Origin of the sequence: Cribrihabitans neustonicus, from assembly GCF_048820895.1 — a bacterium.
GTDB lineage: Bacteria > Pseudomonadota > Alphaproteobacteria > Rhodobacterales > Rhodobacteraceae > Cribrihabitans_A > Cribrihabitans_A neustonicus.
In genome coordinates this window covers 351,727-367,752 of the sequence record NZ_JBMERQ010000001.1, presented here as the reverse complement: position 1 = coordinate 367,752, position 16,026 = coordinate 351,727, and the positions used below count along the sequence as shown (strand labels likewise).

Annotated in this window: 13 protein-coding genes; 5 read left to right on the top strand and 8 right to left on the bottom strand. The window is 67.3% G+C overall.

Features of this window, described 5'->3' with window-relative positions; translation table 11 throughout:
• Positions 1 to 114: 114 nt before the first annotated feature.
• From ACOHWE_RS01765 to purC, 6 genes are all read right to left on the bottom strand, one after another.
• On the bottom strand, positions 115 to 3,036 hold the full coding sequence (locus ACOHWE_RS01765; protein ID WP_420663665.1) for an Rne/Rng family ribonuclease: 2,922 nt from the start codon (positions 3,034 to 3,036) through the stop codon (positions 115 to 117).
• Between the two features lie 633 nt (positions 3,037 to 3,669).
• Positions 3,670 to 5,007: a sigma-54-dependent transcriptional regulator gene (locus tag ACOHWE_RS01760; RefSeq protein WP_420663664.1), complete on the bottom strand. Its 1,338-nt coding sequence runs from the start codon at positions 5,005 to 5,007 to the stop codon at positions 3,670 to 3,672.
• Between the two features lie 29 nt (positions 5,008 to 5,036).
• Positions 5,037 to 6,824 (bottom strand): ATP-binding protein, encoded by a 1,788-nt coding sequence (locus ACOHWE_RS01755; RefSeq protein ID WP_420663663.1) that lies wholly within the window; start codon positions 6,822 to 6,824, stop codon positions 5,037 to 5,039.
• A 37-nt stretch (positions 6,825 to 6,861) separates the two neighbouring features.
• Positions 6,862 to 7,530, bottom strand: coding sequence for a phosphoribosylformylglycinamidine synthase subunit PurQ (gene purQ / locus ACOHWE_RS01750; RefSeq protein WP_420663662.1), 669 nt, complete (start codon positions 7,528 to 7,530; stop codon positions 6,862 to 6,864).
• On the bottom strand, positions 7,527 to 7,760 hold the full coding sequence (gene purS, locus ACOHWE_RS01745) for a phosphoribosylformylglycinamidine synthase subunit PurS (RefSeq protein WP_420663661.1): 234 nt from the start codon (positions 7,758 to 7,760) through the stop codon (positions 7,527 to 7,529). Before purS ends, purQ begins: the two co-directional genes overlap by 4 nt.
• Positions 7,761 to 7,861: 101 nt before the next feature.
• Positions 7,862 to 8,623, bottom strand: a complete 762-nt coding sequence (gene purC, locus ACOHWE_RS01740) for a phosphoribosylaminoimidazolesuccinocarboxamide synthase (RefSeq protein WP_420663660.1) — start codon at positions 8,621 to 8,623, stop codon at positions 7,862 to 7,864.
• A gap of 232 nt (positions 8,624 to 8,855) precedes the next feature.
• Between purC and ACOHWE_RS01735 the strand changes: the two genes are divergently transcribed.
• From ACOHWE_RS01735 to bmt, 3 genes are all read left to right on the top strand, one after another.
• Positions 8,856 to 9,173: a DUF1476 domain-containing protein gene (locus ACOHWE_RS01735; RefSeq protein ID WP_420663659.1), complete on the top strand. Its 318-nt coding sequence runs from the start codon at positions 8,856 to 8,858 to the stop codon at positions 9,171 to 9,173.
• A 214-nt stretch (positions 9,174 to 9,387) separates the two neighbouring features.
• Positions 9,388 to 11,289, top strand: a complete 1,902-nt coding sequence (locus tag ACOHWE_RS01730; protein WP_420663658.1) for a phosphatidylglycerol lysyltransferase domain-containing protein — start codon at positions 9,388 to 9,390, stop codon at positions 11,287 to 11,289.
• Positions 11,290 to 11,373: 84 nt separating this feature from the next.
• The gene (gene bmt / locus ACOHWE_RS01725) at positions 11,374 to 12,393 is read left to right on the top strand and encodes a betaine--homocysteine S-methyltransferase (RefSeq protein WP_420663657.1); all 1,020 of its coding nucleotides are present in this window, start codon (positions 11,374 to 11,376) and stop codon (positions 12,391 to 12,393) included.
• A 500-nt stretch (positions 12,394 to 12,893) separates the two neighbouring features.
• On the opposite strand, the gene ACOHWE_RS01720 is transcribed toward bmt, so the two are convergent.
• Complete coding sequence (locus ACOHWE_RS01720) at positions 12,894 to 13,172, bottom strand: acylphosphatase (protein WP_420663656.1); 279 nt, start codon at positions 13,170 to 13,172, stop codon at positions 12,894 to 12,896.
• A gap of 84 nt (positions 13,173 to 13,256) precedes the next feature.
• A complete protein-coding gene (locus tag ACOHWE_RS01715) occupies positions 13,257 to 14,336 on the bottom strand; it encodes a PA0069 family radical SAM protein (protein ID WP_420663655.1) in 1,080 nt (359 codons plus the stop codon).
• Positions 14,337 to 14,557: 221 nt separating this feature from the next.
• Between ACOHWE_RS01715 and ACOHWE_RS01710 the strand changes: the two genes are divergently transcribed.
• Entirely contained in the window at positions 14,558 to 15,256 is a 699-nt protein-coding gene (locus ACOHWE_RS01710; RefSeq protein WP_420663654.1) for a corrinoid protein, read from the top strand.
• Position 15,257: 1 nt separating this feature from the next.
• Positions 15,258 to 15,968, top strand: a complete 711-nt coding sequence (locus ACOHWE_RS01705; protein ID WP_420663653.1) for a DUF1638 domain-containing protein — start codon at positions 15,258 to 15,260, stop codon at positions 15,966 to 15,968.
• The last annotated feature ends 58 nt before the right edge of the window (positions 15,969 to 16,026 follow it).

The following is a 16,026-nucleotide window of genomic DNA, read 5'->3' as shown; positions in this document are numbered from 1 at the left end:
TTTTCCGGGCCGTTTCCCGCGCCGGGAAACGGGCACCAGGCGCAGCGGCTGCAGTTCAGAACGAAAAAGGCAGGCCGGATGGCCTGCCTTTTGTACGCTATCTGTCAGCCTGGCTCAGCTGGCCGACCACCAGCCGCGGCGCTTCGGCTTGGCAGGAGATGCCGGTTCCGGCGCAGCCTCCGCTTCAGCCAGGGCGGGTTCAGGTTCCGGTTGCTGCTCCGCGTCCGGCTCTGCTTCCTCAGCCGCTTCTGCCACCGGTTCGGCTGCCTGTTCCGGCTGGTCTGCCTCCGCCTCGGCAGGCTGCGCCTCAGCGGCGACAGATTCTTCCGCGGGAGTTTCAGCCGCTTTCCGTTCCTCTGCCGAAGCGGCATTCGCCACCGGGTCCGCAGCCGGTCCAGCTTCCGCCACGGGTTCCGCCGCGGGTTCCACGGCGGTCCCGGCGGCGGCGGGCCCGGCTTCGGAGTCCGCCGGGGTCTCAGCCTCTGCCGCGGGCACGGCCGCGTCTGCGGCCGGAGCGTCCTCTGCCGCGTCTGCGGGAGCGGCCTCCTCTGCGGCTGCCCCGGCCGGCTCCTCCTTGGGCTTGCGCGAGCGGCTGCGGGTCCGGGTGCGGGTCTTCTTCTCGGGCTTGGCGGGCGTTTCCGCCTCGCCGCCGGCATTCTCCGCAGCGGCGTGCTGAGCAGTCTCCCCGGCCTCGGCTTCGGCGGCAGCATCCGCAGGCGCGGCGGCGTCAGCTGTCTCCTGCTGGCTCTCGTCCTGGTCCTGCGTCTGCTCCTGCTCACCCGCTCCGGACTTCTTGCGGCGGCGGCGGCGGCGCTTGCGCTTCGGTTTGGTCTCGTCCTGATCCGGCTCGGCGGCGGTCTCCTCCGGCTTGGCGGCGGGGACTGCCTCCTCCTCCGCTTCGGCGGCGATGTCTTCCTCGGCATCGACCTGGTCCATGATCGACATGTCGACCGAGACCACCGGCGCCGTGGCCACCGGCACTATGCGGGAGGCGGTCTTGAACTTCTCCAGCGTGAAGTCGGGGCTCACCAGATGCGCGTCACCCTCGATGCGCACGGACAGGCCGTAACGCGCCTCGATCTGGGCGATGTGTTCGCGCTTCTGGTTCATCAGGTAGTTGGCAATCGAGACGGGGCAGCGCACCAGCACTTCGCGCGAGCGGCGGCGGGTGCCCTCTTCCTCGATCTGGCGCAGGATCGACAGCGCCATCGAGTCGTCGGAGCGAATCAGGCCGGTGCCGTGGCAATGCGGGCACGGTGCGGTGGTGGCCTCGATCATGCCGGGGCGCAGACGCTGGCGCGACATTTCCATCAGGCCGAAACCCGAGATCCGGCCCACCTGGATGCGGGCGCGGTCGGTCTTCAGCTTGTCCTTCATGCGTTTTTCGACAGCAGCGTTGTTCTTGCGCTCGTCCATGTCGATGAAGTCGATCACGATCAGCCCGGCAAGGTCGCGCAGGCGCAGCTGGCGGGCCACCTCTTCGGCGGCTTCCAGGTTGGTCTTGAGCGCGGTTTCCTCGATCGAGCCTTCCTTTGTGGCCCGTCCGGAGTTCACGTCGATCGCCACCAGCGCTTCGGTCACGCCGATCACGATATAGCCGCCGGATTTCAGCTGCACGGTCGGGTTGAACATGCCGCCGAGGTAGCTTTCCACCTGGAACCGGGCGAACAGCGGCAGCGGGTCCTGGTAGTGCTTCACGTTTTTGGCGTGGGACGGCATGATCATTTTCATGAAGTCCTTGGCGATGCGGTAGCCGCGTTCGCCTTCCACCAGAACCTCGTCGATCTCGCGGCTGTAGAGGTCGCGGATCGAGCGCTTGATGAGGTCGCCTTCCTCGTAGATCTTGGCGGGCGCGATGGATTGCAGCGTGAGCTCGCGGATCTGCTCCCAGAGCCGCTGCAGGTATTCATAGTCGCGTTTGATCTCGGATTTGGTGCGCTTGGCACCGGCGGTGCGCACGATCAGGCCCGCGCCCTTGGGCACGTCGAGCTCGGCGGCGATGTCCTTGAGCTTCTTGCGGTCCACGGCATTGGTGATCTTGCGGGAGATGCCGCCGCCGCGGGCGGTGTTGGGCATCAGCACACAGTAGCGGCCCGCCAGCGACAGGTAGGTGGTGAGAGCGGCACCCTTGTTGCCGCGCTCTTCCTTCACGACCTGCACCAGCAGAACCTGGCGCACCTTGATCACTTCCTGGATCTTGTAGCGGCGCGGACGCGGTTTGCGGGGCGGGCGGATGTCCTCGCTGTCGTCCTCGTCGGCGACGGATTCGATGGTCTCATCCTTGTCGGCGGCATCGGCGCGGCCGGTCTCGTCCCCGTTATCCTCGGAGCCGTTGCCGTCTTTGCCTGCGTCTGCATCAGCGCTCTCTTCCGGAGCTGCGGCTTCAACCACGTCCGTGCCGTCCTCAGCCGCTCCGGCTGCGTCGTCACCCAGCGGTTCCTCGACCGGGGTTTCTGCGACGCTCTCCATCGGCGAGCTGCCCTCTTCCGGCACTTCGGCCAGTGCGGCGGGCTCTTCGGCAGCGGTGCCGTCCGTGTCGAGGTCGATGGTCTCCATGCCCGCGATCTCGGCGGGCTGGCCGGCTTCTGCCTCCGCGCCGCCCTCAATCTCAAGGGTTTCCACCGCGTCCTCGCTCGCGAGTTTCTCCGCCTTGGCGGTGCTGCGCGGCTTCGAACGCGTGCGGCTGCGGCCGGACTTCGCCGGTTTCGGAGTCTCTTCCTCCTCATCGCGGGCGCGCATCGCCTCGGCGTAGGCGCGCTCCTCTTCCATCAGCGCTTCGCGGTCAGCGACCGGAATCTGGTAATAGTCGGGATGGATCTCCGAGAACGCCAGGAAGCCGTGGCGGTTGCCGCCGTAGTCGACGAAGGCCGCCTGCAGCGAGGGTTCGACCCGGGTTACCTTTGCGAGGTAGATGTTGCCAGCCAGCTGGCGTTTGTTGTCGGATTCAAAGTCGAATTCCTCAACCTTGTTTCCATCGACCACCACAACGCGGGTCTCTTCCGCGTGGGTGGCATCGATAAGCATTTTCTTGGCCATGAGTCCTTGATGCACCTGACCTGAACGCCCGCAGCCCGGCTGTTGCCAGGCGGCCGCGCGCGTGAGGCGAGGTGTCTTGTCCGGGCGATAAGTGACGGCGCGTTGCAGCGGGTGGTCCCGGGGTCCATGCCCGGCCTTCCTGCCTCAATGCTGTTCGCTCTCGCGCGCGTCATCGCGGTTCTTCTCCGGCAGGCGGGGCTGCCCCCGATACCTGCCCTGTTATCCCTGAGCCGGCAAACCGGCCCGGGCGCTAAACTGCCCCGCGGTGCGGGGCCTATCGGTCTGGCCTTGGACTTTCTCGGATTGTGCCGGGCAAAAGCCAACGCCAGCGAAACTCTTCGGGTCAGGCGGACCGCGGGGCGGCTGCCTGCCTGCCGGCCAGCATAAAGCCTGTGGACATGTAATGACAATGGCCATTCGTGCCCAGTAGCGGCGAATTTGCTGCGCGCCGGGAGCCGGCGGAAGAAAGGTAAATTATACCTGAAGCCCCCTGCCCCGAACCGGTTCGGCGCAGGGTCAGTCCGCCGCGTGCGGAAATGGCCGGAACTCCGCGTGAATTCCGGCTCGCAAAATGGGTGATTTCCGGCCCGTTTCCCGCGCCGGCAAACGGGCGCAGGAGCCGGGCGGAGCCGTTCAGCCGAGGTAGTCCGAACGCTGCAGGCCGTATTTGGCCATCTTCTCGTTCAAGGTGCGGCGCGGCAAGCAGAGCTCGTCCATCACGCTGGCGATCGAGCCCTTGTGGCGCCGCATGGTGTTGTCGATCAGCATGCGCTCGAAAGCTTCCACATATTCTTTCAGCGGCTTGCCTTCGGTGGTCATCACCGGCTGCATCTCCTCGTGATCTGACATCAGCAGCGAGGCAATGGTGCCCGACCCGCGGCGCGACTGCAGGACCGCGCGTTCGGCGATGTTGATGAGCTGGCGGACATTGCCCGGCCAGGGCGCCTGCAGGAGCTGCGCCGCCTCCTGGGCGCTCACCTGCGGGGTTTCGCAGCCGTATTCATCGGCGAACTGCTCGCTCAGGCGGGTGAACAGCGTCAGAATGTCCTCGCCGCGCTGGCGCAGCGGCGGCACGGTGATGCGCAGCGCCGCGAGGCGGTAAAACAGGTCCGGACGCAGCACATCCTCGCAGGTCTTGCCCGCCTCCTGCAGGTTGGAGATCGCGATGATGCGGGTTTCGCCGGGCATGCCCTGCTCGTTGATCACGTTCAGCAGCTTGGCCTGCAGCGTTTCGCTCAGCGCTTCGATATCCTCGAGCACGAGAGTGCCGCCGCGCGCCTCTTCCACCGCGGGCAGCATGCTGTCCTCCGGCATCACCGGCCCGAACAGGCGCTTGGAGAGGGCATCCTCCTCCATCGCGGCACAGGAGATCAGCACGAACTTCTTGCCCGCGCGGCTGCCGACCGCGTGCAGCGCATGGGCGACCAGTGTCTTGCCGGTGCCGGTTTCGCCATCGATCAGCACGTGGCCGTCGGCCTGGCCGAGGTCGAGGATATCCTCCCGCAGGCGCTCCATCACCGGGCTCTGGCCGATGAGCTTCTTCATGATCTGGCCGCCGTCCGAGAGCTCGCGCCGGAGCGCCCGGTTGTCGAGCGTCAGCCGCCGGGTCGCGGCGGCGCGTTTGGCGAGCTCCGACATGCGATCGGGGTTGAAGGGCTTTTCCAGGAAGTCGAAAGCACCCATGCGCATCGCTTCCACCGCCATCGGCACATCGCCGTGGCCGGTGATCATGATCACCGGCAGCGCGGAGTCGGTGCCCATCAGCTTCTTCAGGAACTGCATGCCGTCCATGCCCGGCATCTTGATGTCGGAAATCACGATGCCCGGGTAATCCGGCCCCAGAACCTTCAGCGCGTCCTCGGCGCTGGCGAAGGTTTCAGTGTCATAGCCCGACAGCGCCAGCCACTGGCTGATCGACTGGCGCATGTCCTGTTCATCATCAACGATCGCGATTTTCATAGCCTGTGCCATGCGCGCTCACTCCTAAACTTCATACCGCGTCATTCCGCAGCCTCGATACCATCCGCAAGGATCGGCAATTGCATCTCGAAGACCGCGCCGCCGTTCTGGCCGTTGCGGGCGGTCAGCCGTCCCCCGAGGTCGTTAACGATCCCCGAGGAGATGGCAAGCCCCAAGCCGACCCCGTCGCCGGGCTGCTTGGTGGTGTAGAAAGGCTCGAACAGATTGTCGAAATCCTCGATCCCGTCGCCGTTGTCGCGTACCGACAGCGTTGCCGTCTCACCGGCTGCGAGCAGGATCTCCACTTCGGGATCCGCGACAGATTTGGTGGCGTCGAGCGCATTGCGCAAGAGGTTGACCATCACCTGTTCCAGCCGCATCCGGTCGCCCATCACCATAACAGGTTCTTCCGGCAGGATGCGGGTAATTTTCACGTGCCGCTGGCGCAGCTGCGGCTCCATCATCGACAGGCTCGAAGCAAGCGCATCGCCAAGGTTTACAGGCTTGAACGTGTCGCCGCCCTTGCGCGCGTAGGACTTCAGCTGCCGGGTGATCGCGCCCATGCGCTCGATCAGGTCGTCAATCCGGCCAAAGGACGCGAGCGCCTCCTCCGGGCGGTTGCGGTTGAGCAGCAGGCGGGCGCCTGCAAGGTAGGTTTTCATCGCCGCAAGGGGCTGGTTCAGCTCGTGGCTGACCGCCGCCGACATCTCGCCCAGGGCGGCGAGTTTCGAGCTCTGCGCCAGGCTCTGCTCGGCCACCGCGAGGGTCTTCTGCATGCGCTCGCGCTCGGCAATTTCCCGCTGCAAGCGGGCATTCAATACGCGAAGCTCCGCCGACTCGCGCTGGAACAGCGCCATCCGCAGCGCCGTCTTGCGGCTCAGAGCATAGAAGGCGAGCGCCAGAAGGATGGCGAATCCCATGATTTCCAGCGCCAGCACCCCATTCACCTTCTCGCGGATCGAAGCATAGGTGGTGAAGGAGGCCATGCGCCAGCCCTGGAAGGGAATGCGGGTTTCCAGCCGCATCACCGCCTCGCCCTGCAGGTATGCATCGGCGGGCAGCGCGGTCCAGTCGGTGGTGGCGCGGATCGCGCGCTGAATCGCGCCCTCCGGGGTCTGCTGGCGCAGCGCCGCCGCTTCCGAACGGCCGCGCCAGCGCGCCTCGGTGGCAAGGATGATGGTGCCTGTGCTGTCACTCACCATCACCGCGTCCGAAATGCCGGCCCAGGCGCGTTCGAACTTCTGCAGGTCGACCTCCACTACGATCGCCCCCAGAACGCCGGAGCCATCCACCACCCGGCGGGAATAGGTGAAGCGGTAGCCGCCGACCTCGCGCGGGATCACCGAGAAGACGGTGGACTTGGCGCGCACCGCGTCGACGAAATAGGCGGCGTTGCGGTGGCTTTCGCCCAGCCGGTTGCGGTCGGTGGCGGCGACAGTGCGGCCGTCGCTGGCCAGCAGCATGATCGAGGCTGCGCCGATCTCGTCGACAAAGGAGATCAGGCGCTGGGTCGACAGCGAGAAATCGTTGGATTGCAGCGCCGAGATCAGAGTCTGGTCGCGCGCGAGCAGCTGCGGCACGATGGCGTGGCGGCGCAGCTCGCTCAGCAGGTTCCCGGAGTAGAGCGCCAGCCGCAGCTCAGCCCGGTTGCGGGTGCTTTCGGTGAAGCGGTGGGTGAGCGCGCGGTTGGTGGTCCAGACAGTAACCGCGGCGATCAGCAGGAACAGCGCAAGCGCCAGCCGCGCCCGCCACGAAATCGTACGCGAACGCGCCTTCGGTCCGGATTTGGACGGGCCGGATTTCGGCGGGTCGGTTCGCGGGGCGGTCATGGGACTATACCTATTGCGGCCGCCCCGCAGTCTCAAGTCATGCCGCAGTGACGATTCCAGCCAATGCGCGGAACACTGCCGCCCCGTCGGTGCCGCCGTGGCCATCATCCGCCGCCCGTTCGGGATGCGGCATCATGCCCAGCACACGGCGGTTTTCCGAAAGGATCCCGGCGATATCCGCAACCGATCCGTTGGGGTTCCCGGCGTAGGTGAAGGCGACGCGGTCCTGGTCCTGCAGCGCGGCCACGGTTTCCGCATCGGCGTAGTAGTTGCCGTCGTGATGCGCGATCGGCACGCCGATCACCTGGCCCTTCCCGTAGCCGGAAGTGAAAACGCTGTCCGCGGTCGCGACCTCAAGATCCACCGTGCGGCAGATGTACTTGATCCCGGCATTTCGCAGCAGCGCCCCTGGCAGCACGCCGGTTTCGGTCAGGATCTGGAAACCGTTGCAGATGCCGATGGCATAGCCGCCGCGGCCGGTGTGCTCCACCACCGCCTTGCAGATCGGCGATTGCGCCGCGATGGCGCCGCAGCGCAGGTAGTCGCCATAGGAGAAGCCGCCCGGCACGCCGACGATATCGATGCCCTCGGGCAGCGCGCTGTCCTTGTGCCAGACCATGGAGACGTCGAAACCGGCCTGCTCGAAGGCGACCGCCAGGTCGCGGTCGCAGTTCGAGCCCGGAAAGACTACAACCGCCGCCTTCATCCCTGCATCTCGATGCTGTAGGATTCGATCACGGTGTTGGCGAGCAGCTTCTCGCACATCTCGGTCACATCTGCCTCGGTCGCGCCCGCGGCCAGCTGCAGGTCGATCACCTTGCCCTGGCGCACGCCATCGACCTTGTCGAAGCCCAGGGCGCCAAGCGCGTGGCGCACCGCCTCGCCCTGCGGATCCAGAACCCCGTTCTTCAGCATCACATGCACCCGTGCCTTCATCGCGTCTTCCCTCAGGTTTCGATGGCAAAGCCCCGTCCGGGCTTCTTCTTTGCAAAAATACTCAAGGACCCGCGCCGCGGTCAGGCGGGCGGGTCCCTATGTCAGTTCACCAGCGTCGGCTTGCCCGGCGCGGGCGGGTTGTTCGGCATCACGCCCAGCCGCCGCGCCACCTCGGAGTAGGCATCGGTCAGGCTGCCGAGATCGCGGCGGAACACGTCCTTGTCGAGCTTCTGGCCGGTCTTGATGTCCCACAGGCGGCAGCTGTCGGGGCTGATCTCATCCGCCACCACCAGGCGCTGGAAGTCGCCGTCGTAGATGCGGCCGATCTCGATCTTGAAGTCGACCAGGCGGATGCCCACCGCCAGCATCACGCCGGAGAGGAAATCATTGACCCGCAGCGCCAGGCTCAGGATGTCGTCCATGTCCTGCTGGCTGGCCCAGCCGAAGGCGGCGATATGCTCTTCGGTCACCAGCGGATCGCCAAGCGCGTCGTCCTTGTAGCAGTATTCCACGATCGGCCGAGGCAGCTGGGTGCCCTCCTCGAGGCCGAGCCGCTTGGAGATGCTGCCCGCCGCGTAGTTGCGCACGATGACCTCGAGCGGGATGATCTCGCAGCTGCGCACCAGCTGCTCGCGCATGTTGAGCCGCTTCAGGAAATGCGTGGGCACGCCGACCTGGCCCAGCCCCAGCATGAAGAACTCGCTCAGCAGGTTGTTCAGCACCCCCTTGCCCTCGATCACGTCGCGCTTCTCGGCGTTGAAGGCAGTGGCGTCGTCCTTGAAATACTGGACGATGGTGCCGGGCTCCGGGCCTTCATAGAGGGTCTTGGCCTTGCCTTCGTAGATCTTCTTGCGACGTGCCATGAAATGCCTTTCGGGGTGCAGGCCGGGAATCCGGCGCGGGTCCATGCCGCTCTCATAGTGCAAGGGTGGCATCGCCGCAAGCGCGGCCCGTGGCGCGCGGGGCAGCGCTGGCGGCCGGCGCCCTGGAGGACCTCCGCCTGGCACCCGTCTCCGCTGCGCTTGAGGCTGCGCAAAACCGCTACATATCTATTGGATAGCCCTTGACGCAGACAGACACGAAAGAGGAGCCCCGATGACGCTATTCAACGAGCGGGAGAAAGCCTTCGAAGACCGTTTCGCCCATGACGAGGCAAAGCGGTTCAACGCCCGCGCCCTCTGCACCCGGATGCTTGGCCGCTGGGCGGCGGAGCAGCTTGGCAAGTCCGGCACCGCGGCTGAGGAATACGCCACCGGCCTGATCTCCCTCGATCTGGCGGAGCCGGGGTACCGCCAGGTGGTGCGCAAGGTCGCGGAGGACTTCCACGGCCGCTACACCGAAGACGAGATCCGCGCCAAGCTGGCCGAGTTTCTGCCGCTGGCCACCGCCCAGGTGCTGAGCGAACGGCCCTGAACGCAGCGCCCGCCTGCCCCCGGCCTCATTGAGCGGCGTGCCGTGACCCCCGGCCGCGCGTTTGCGCCGCCGCCCCCCCCGGCAACCTGCCTGCCCTGCACGCTCTGCCTGCCCGGCCTGCCCTGCAGGGAGGCCCCTGAGCGGTTAACCTCTCTGCAAACCGCATCGGCTAGGCTTTCAGCAATGCCCGCCCGGGCGCCGTGCAGAGACCGCCATGCCGTTATATTCCCGATCCGCCCTGCGGCCCGCCGCCCGGCTGCTGCGCCTTTCCCTGCCGCTGGCGGTGATGGCGGCCTGTTTCTGGCTGCTGCACATGCGCGCTGCCCTGCCCGCCCTGGCCGAGCTTACCGGCGCCCTGGGCAGCCTCACGGCGTGGCAATGGGCCGGGGCCCTGCTGGCTACGGCGGCAAGCTTTGCCGCGCTCGGGCGCTACGATTCCGTGGCGCACCGCCACCTTGGCACCGGGCTGGACGGGCCTGCGGCACGCCGCGCCGGCATGGCGGCAATCGCGTTTTCGCAGACAGCGGGCTTTGGCATGCTGACCGGCGGCTATGCCCGCTGGCGCCTGCTGCCGCGGCTGCGCCCGGCCATGGCCGCCCGGCTCACCGCCCTCGTCGCGGCGACATTCCTCTATGCGCTGGCAGCGATCTGCGGCCTCGCCCTGCTGGCCGCGCCCCCGCCTGCCATGCCCGGATTGCGGCTGACCGGAGCGCTGCTCCTGCTGCTTTGCGGGCTGCTTGCGGCCTACAGTTTCCTGCGCCCGGACCTGCGGATCGGGCAGCTGCGCCTGCGCTGGCCCTCGCTGCCCGCCGCCGCAGCCCTCTCCCTCTGGGCGCTGGCGGATGTGGCAGCGGCCGGGACAGCGCTCTGGCTGCTGCTGCCGGAGGGCGCGGGTGTTGCCTGGCCCGCGCTGCTGACGGCCTATGCGCTGGCGCTGGGAGCGGCGATCCTCTCCTCCGCCCCGGCCGGTGCCGGCCCGCTGGAGCTGACCCTCCTCGCCCTGCTGCCGGCAGCGCCCGAGGCGGCGCTGCTGGCAGGGCTGCTCGCCTTCCGCCTGGTTTATTATGCTCTGCCCGCAGCACTCGCGGGTGTGCTGCTGGCCTGGCCGCGGCTGCTGCAGCCGCGCGCGGCGGCCCCGCCTGCGGACGCGGACCTGCTCGGCAGCCTGCGCCGCCCGGTCTCGGCCCTGCCCGCGGACCGGCCCTGCGCCGAAGCCGCGGTAATCGCCCAGAACGGCGGCCACCTGCGGGCCTTCGGGCTGAACCAGCTCGTGCTCCTGGACACGCCGCAGGCCTCGGTTGCGCTGTTCGATCCGGTTTCGGGCCTGGCCGGTGAGGTGCTGGCCCCGCTGGCCACCCACGCAAACGCCCGCAACGCCGCCGCCTGCCTCTACAAATGCTCGCCGCGGGTTGCACTCGCCGCGCGGGAGCACGGCTGGCGGGTGCTGCGCATCGCCGAGGAAGCCGCGCTGGACCCGCGGGTCTTCTGCGAAGCGGGCTCTGCCCGGCGGCAGCTGCGCCGCAAGCTGCGCCACGCGGAAAAGGCCGGGCTGCGCGCCGGGCCCGCCGGGGCGGTGCTGCCGGTCCGCCAGATGGCGGCACTCGACAGCGCATGGCAGTTCACCCACGGCCCCGCCCGCGGCGGCACCATGGGCCGCTTCGAGCCGGGCTATGTTTCCGGCCAGACGGTATTCCTGGCCTTCCGCGGCCCGAGGCTGGAGGGTTTTGCCAGCTTTCACCGGGCGGAGGGCGAGTGGTGCCTGGACCTGATCCGTGTCCGCCCCGGCGCGCCGGACGGCACCGGCCACGCGCTGGTCCGGGCGGGCATCGCCGCTGCTGCGGAAGCCGGAGTGGCGCGGCTGTCACTGGCAGCTGTGCCGGGGCACCGGCTGACCCGCGGCATGGACCGGGGCCTGCGCCGCTTCAAGACTTGCTTTGCGCCGCGCTGGGAACCGCGCTATGCCGCCGCCCCCAGCTGGCCCGCGCTGGCGCTGGCGCTCGCGGATCTCGCGCGCCTTGTGCACAGCCCGCCGCAGCTCGCGCCGCTGCCCCAAGACAGCGCTTCGGCTCATAATGAAGTTGAAGAAAATGAAATTGCCCTCGCGCGCACGGCGTGACAGAGGGGAAAGAGACACCACCGGCCCGCGGCTGCGCTGCCGCGGCGGCATGCGGCCATGCGGCCTATCGACGGGAATCTTCCGATGACAAACACCTTCACCGACCTGCTCCAGCGCAAGGATGTGCTGCTGGCCGACGGCGCCACCGGCACCACACTGTTCAACATGGGACTGCAATCGGGCGACGCGCCCGAGCTGTGGAACACCGAGGCCCCGGTCAAGATCCGCGCGCTCTACCAGGGCTCGGTGGATGCTGGCAGCGACCTGTTCCTGACCAACAGCTTCGGCGGCACCGCCGCACGGCTGAAACTGCACGGCGCGCAGAACCGCGTGCGCGAGCTGAACCGCGCCGCCGCAGAACTGGGGCGCGAGGTCGCCGACAAGGCGGACCGCAAGATCGCGGTCGCGGGTTCGGTCGGCCCGACGGGCGAGATCCTGCAGCCGGTCGGCGAACTGAGCCACGAGCTGGCGGTGGAAATGTTCCACGAGCAGGCCGACGCGCTGAAGGAAGGCGGCGCCGACGTGCTGTGGCTCGAGACCATCTCGGCGCCGGAGGAATTCCGGGCCGCCGCCGAGGCCTTCCGGCTGGCAGATATGCCCTGGTGCGGCACCATGAGTTTTGACACCGCAGGCCGCACCATGATGGGGGTCACCTCCGCAGATCTCGCGCAGCTGGTGGAGGAATTCGACAATCCGCCGCTCGCCTTCGGCGCCAATTGCGGCACCGGCGCCTCGGACATCCTGCGCACCGTGCTGGGCTTTGCGGCGCAGGGCACGGAGCGGGCGATCATTTCCAAGGGCAATGCGGGCATCCCGAAATACGTCGATGGTCATATCCATTATGACGGCACGCCGGAACTGATGGCCGAATATGCGGTGCTGGCGCGCGATGCGGGCGCCAAGATTATCGGCGGCTGCTGCGGCACCACTCCGGAACACCTGCGCCACATGCGCGGCGCCCTCGACAGCCGCCCGCGCGGCAGCCGTCCGGAACTGGAGGAGATCGTTGCGAAGATCGGCCCCTTCACTTCGGAAAGCGACGGCACCGGTGACGACGCAGGCGGCCCCGCCCGCGAGCGCCGCGGCCGCCGCCGCCGCGGCTGAGCGCCAGGCGGTCAGCGGCCGGCTCCGCCGGATGATGCCATTCAGACCTGCACACGAGGGGCGGCGCGGTAGCGGCGCCCTTTGCGCGTTAGGGGCTTGGAAACCTTATCGGAGATGTGAACAGCCGCGCGCTGCAGGCGCCCGCGGGGGCGATCCTGCCCGGAGTGACCTGCAGTTTATCCCGGCCAAGCCCTTGATCCCTCTCGGCGAAGCGCTCAGCCCTGGCCAGATCGCCGCCGCGCGGTCGCGCGCCGGCAATGCGCGGCGGCATTCGGCCTTGTTCCGCGCCGGTGCGCAGTCGCCAAGCGGCCAAGCCGGCGTGCGGGATAGAAGACAGTGCTCTGCTGACACGCAAAAGAACCCGGCTTGCGCGCTGTTCCGGCGCAACCCATTCACATTCCTGGCCAGATCGCCGCCGCGCCAGATTGCCGGAGATACGCAGCGGATTTCGGTCCCACCCCGGGATTTCGGTCCCACCCCGCATCGGCCGCGCAGCCCGGCTAGTGCAGGATCCGGAACCCTTCGCAATCGTATTCGGGCTCCGAGCGCTCCGAGATCACCTGTGTCACGCAGGCGGCTCCGGGCCCTCTCCCCATGCGGCGCAGCATGTCGGCGACGTCGGGGGCGGGGCCCATCAGCAGCGCCCGCACCGAGCCGTCCGGCTCGTTGCGCACCCAGCCGGTGAGCCCATGGCGCAGCGCCTCGGCCCGGGTCCAGGCCCGGAAGGCCACACCTTGCACGCGGCCAGTGACCCGTGCCTTCACAGCTACAGAAGTCATCAGCAATCCATCCTTCTCACCAGAGGCCCACAGCATAGCACAAAACGCTGCGCCGCGCAGCCGGCAGCACCCGCTCCGACCAGCTCAGAACAGCGCCAGCTGGTCCCCCGGCTGCGGCGGCACCGCGAAGAGGTCACAGCGCAGCCCTGGTGATTTCTCCGCCAGTCCCAGCCGTTTACAGGCGGCTCTGAAACGCTGCGCGATGATCTCGGCATAGCGGCCTTCGCCCCGCATCCGGTGGCCCCAGCGCGGGTCGTAGTCGCGCCCGCCGTGCATCTCGCGCAGCCGCGCCATCACCTTGGCGGCGCGGCCGGGGTAGTGCGCGGCGAGCCATTCCTGCCATAGCTCGGACACTTCGCGCGGCAGCCGCAGCATGATCCAGCTCGCGGCATCGGCCCCCGCCTCTGCCCCGGCGGCCAAGAGCGCCTCCAGCTCGTGATCAGTGAGCCCCGGCACCAGGGGAGAGGTCATGATGCGGACCGGCACGCCCGACCCGGACAGCCGCCGGATGGTGGCAAGCCTGCGTGCAGGCGACGGCGCCCGCGGCTCCATCTTGCGTGACAGTTCGGCATCCAGCGTGGTGACGGAAATCCCCACCCTCACCAGCCCGCGCGCCGCCATTGGCGCGAGGAGGTCGAGATCGCGCTCCACCAGCGTGCCCTTGGTGACGATCGCCACCGGATGCGAGAAATCGCGCAGCACCTCGAGACAGGCGCGGGTGATGCCGCGCTCCCGCTCGCATGGCTGGTAGGGGTCGGTATCGGTGCCAATGGCGATCGGCGCCACCCGGTAGCGCCGCGCCGAGAGCTCGCGCGCCAGAACCTCCGGCGCATTCGGCCGGGCCACCAGCCGGGTTTCGAAATCCATCCCCGGCGACAGCCCCAGATAGGCGTGGCTGGGCCGCGCAAAACAGTAGATGCAGCCATGCTCGCAGCCGCGGTAGGGATTGATCGATCGGTCGAAGGGCAGATCGGGCGAGCGGTTGTAGGAGATGATCGTGCGCGCCGCCTCCTCCCGCACTTCGGTGGGAATCACCTCCGGCGCGGGCTCCTGTTCCCAGCCGTCATCCTCTGCCGTGCGGGCGAGATCGAAGCGGCCTGCCGCATTGCTGAGGCTGGCGCGCGCTTTGCGGCGCATCCTGGCTTGGGCGTCAAGGACTGTCATGGCGTCACTCTGGGGCAAATACAGGAACAAATAAAGAACATACGCAAGGAATCGAAAATTTCCATGCAGAATCTTCATTATCAATGGGCGCCATTTGCCCCTATAGGTCGGTTCGGAGAGCGGCTATGTCGCAAATAATGCAGTCCCGGGGCGGCATTCTGTCACAAAAGTCCCCAACTCAGGCCAACACCGGGGAATCCCCGCCAGCAAGGAATAGGCGCATGTCGGACGAAGAAGACATCATCCTCTCGGAACTCGACGACGAGGAACTTGTCCAGCAGATGTTTGATGACCTCTACGACGGTCTCAGGGAGGAGATCGAGGAAGGGGTCAATATCCTGCTCGAACGCGGCTGGCAGCCCTATGACATTCTGACCAAGGCTCTGGTCGGCGGCATGACTATCGTCGGCGCCGATTTCCGAGACGGCATCCTGTTCGTGCCGGAAGTGCTCTTGGCCGCCAATGCGATGAAGGGCGGCATGGCAATCCTGAAGCCGCTTCTTGCGGAAACCGGCGCGCCGCGCATGGGCTCGATGGTGATCGGCACCGTGAAGGGCGATATCCACGACATCGGCAAGAACCTGGTGTCGATGATGATGGAAGGCGCGGGCTTCGAGGTGGTCGACATCGGCATTAACAACCCGGTCGAGAACTACCTGGAAGCGCTGGAGGAGCACAAGCCGGACATCCTCGGCATGTCGGCGCTGCTGACCACCACCATGCCCTACATGAAGGTGGTGATCGACACGATGATCGAACAGGGCAAGCGCGACGACTACATCGTGCTCGTGGGCGGTGCGCCGCTGAACGAGGAATTCGGCAAGGCGATCGGCGCCGATGCTTATTGCCGCGATGCGGCGGTCGCGGTGGAGACCGCCAAATCCTTCATCGCGCGCAAGCACAATGCGTTGAGCGCCTGATTTGGCCCGCAAGGGACGTGCAGCCCGCTTGAGCGAGCGGGCTGCCTTCCGCCCGCCCGGCGGGCAGAGCCTGGAAGAGCGCTCCCTTACCGAACGGGGCCTGGCGGCTCCGGAGAAGAAGTCCGGCCGCATCCTGCTGATCGCCTGCGGCGCGCTGGCGCGCGAGATCCTGGCAATCAAGGAATTGAACGGCCTCTCCCACCTTGATCTCACCTGCCTGCCTGCCAAGCTGCACCTTTACCCGGATCAGATCGTGACAGCGGTGGAACAGGCGGTGGCGCATCATTCCGCCTCATATGACAAGATCTGCGTGGTCTACGCCGATTGCGGCACTGGCGGCGCGCTGGAGCGCAAATGCGCGGAGCTTGGGGTGGAGATGGTGGCAGGCCCGCACTGCTACTCCTTCTTTGAAGGCAACGACACCTTCGCGGCCCGCACGGAAGCGGGCGAGATCACCGCCTTCTACCTGACCGATTTCCTGGTCAAGCAATTCGACGCTTTTATCTGGAAGCCGATGGGACTCGACAGGCACCCGGAACTGCGGGACACCCTCTTCGGCAACTACACAACGCTGGTCTACCAGTCGCAAACCAGTGACCCGGCGCTTGTCGAGAAGGCACGCCGCTGCGCGGAGCGCATGGGGCTTGCCTTCGAGCACCGCCACACTGGCTATGGCGACCTGGACACCGCGCTGCAGACCTGGGCCCGCTGACCCTTGCCGAAGCCGCGGGTGCCCGGACCCGCTGCCTCCTACTGACTGAATACACTCC

What these genes read in the sequence shown, in the direction of transcription:
- ACOHWE_RS01765 (WP_420663665.1), bottom strand. Translation starts at nt 3,036, where the DNA reads ATGGCCAAGAAAATGCTTATCGATGCCACCCACGCGGAAGAGACCCGC.
- ACOHWE_RS01760 (WP_420663664.1), bottom strand. Translation starts at nt 5,007, where the DNA reads ATGGCACAGGCTATGAAAATCGCGATCGTTGATGATGAACAGGACATG.
- ACOHWE_RS01755 (WP_420663663.1), bottom strand. Translation starts at nt 6,824, where the DNA reads ATGACCGCCCCGCGAACCGACCCGCCGAAATCCGGCCCGTCCAAATCC.
- purQ (WP_420663662.1), bottom strand. Translation starts at nt 7,530, where the DNA reads ATGAAGGCGGCGGTTGTAGTCTTTCCGGGCTCGAACTGCGACCGCGAC.
- purS (WP_420663661.1), bottom strand. Translation starts at nt 7,760, where the DNA reads ATGAAGGCACGGGTGCATGTGATGCTGAAGAACGGGGTTCTGGATCCG.
- purC (WP_420663660.1), bottom strand. Translation starts at nt 8,623, where the DNA reads ATGGCACGTCGCAAGAAGATCTACGAAGGCAAGGCCAAGACCCTCTAT.
- ACOHWE_RS01735 (WP_420663659.1), top strand. Translation starts at nt 8,856, where the DNA reads ATGACGCTATTCAACGAGCGGGAGAAAGCCTTCGAAGACCGTTTCGCC.
- ACOHWE_RS01730 (WP_420663658.1), top strand. Translation starts at nt 9,388, where the DNA reads ATGCCGTTATATTCCCGATCCGCCCTGCGGCCCGCCGCCCGGCTGCTG.
- bmt (WP_420663657.1), top strand. Translation starts at nt 11,374, where the DNA reads ATGACAAACACCTTCACCGACCTGCTCCAGCGCAAGGATGTGCTGCTG.
- ACOHWE_RS01720 (WP_420663656.1), bottom strand. Translation starts at nt 13,172, where the DNA reads ATGACTTCTGTAGCTGTGAAGGCACGGGTCACTGGCCGCGTGCAAGGT.
- ACOHWE_RS01715 (WP_420663655.1), bottom strand. Translation starts at nt 14,336, where the DNA reads ATGACAGTCCTTGACGCCCAAGCCAGGATGCGCCGCAAAGCGCGCGCC.
- ACOHWE_RS01710 (WP_420663654.1), top strand. Translation starts at nt 14,558, where the DNA reads ATGTCGGACGAAGAAGACATCATCCTCTCGGAACTCGACGACGAGGAA.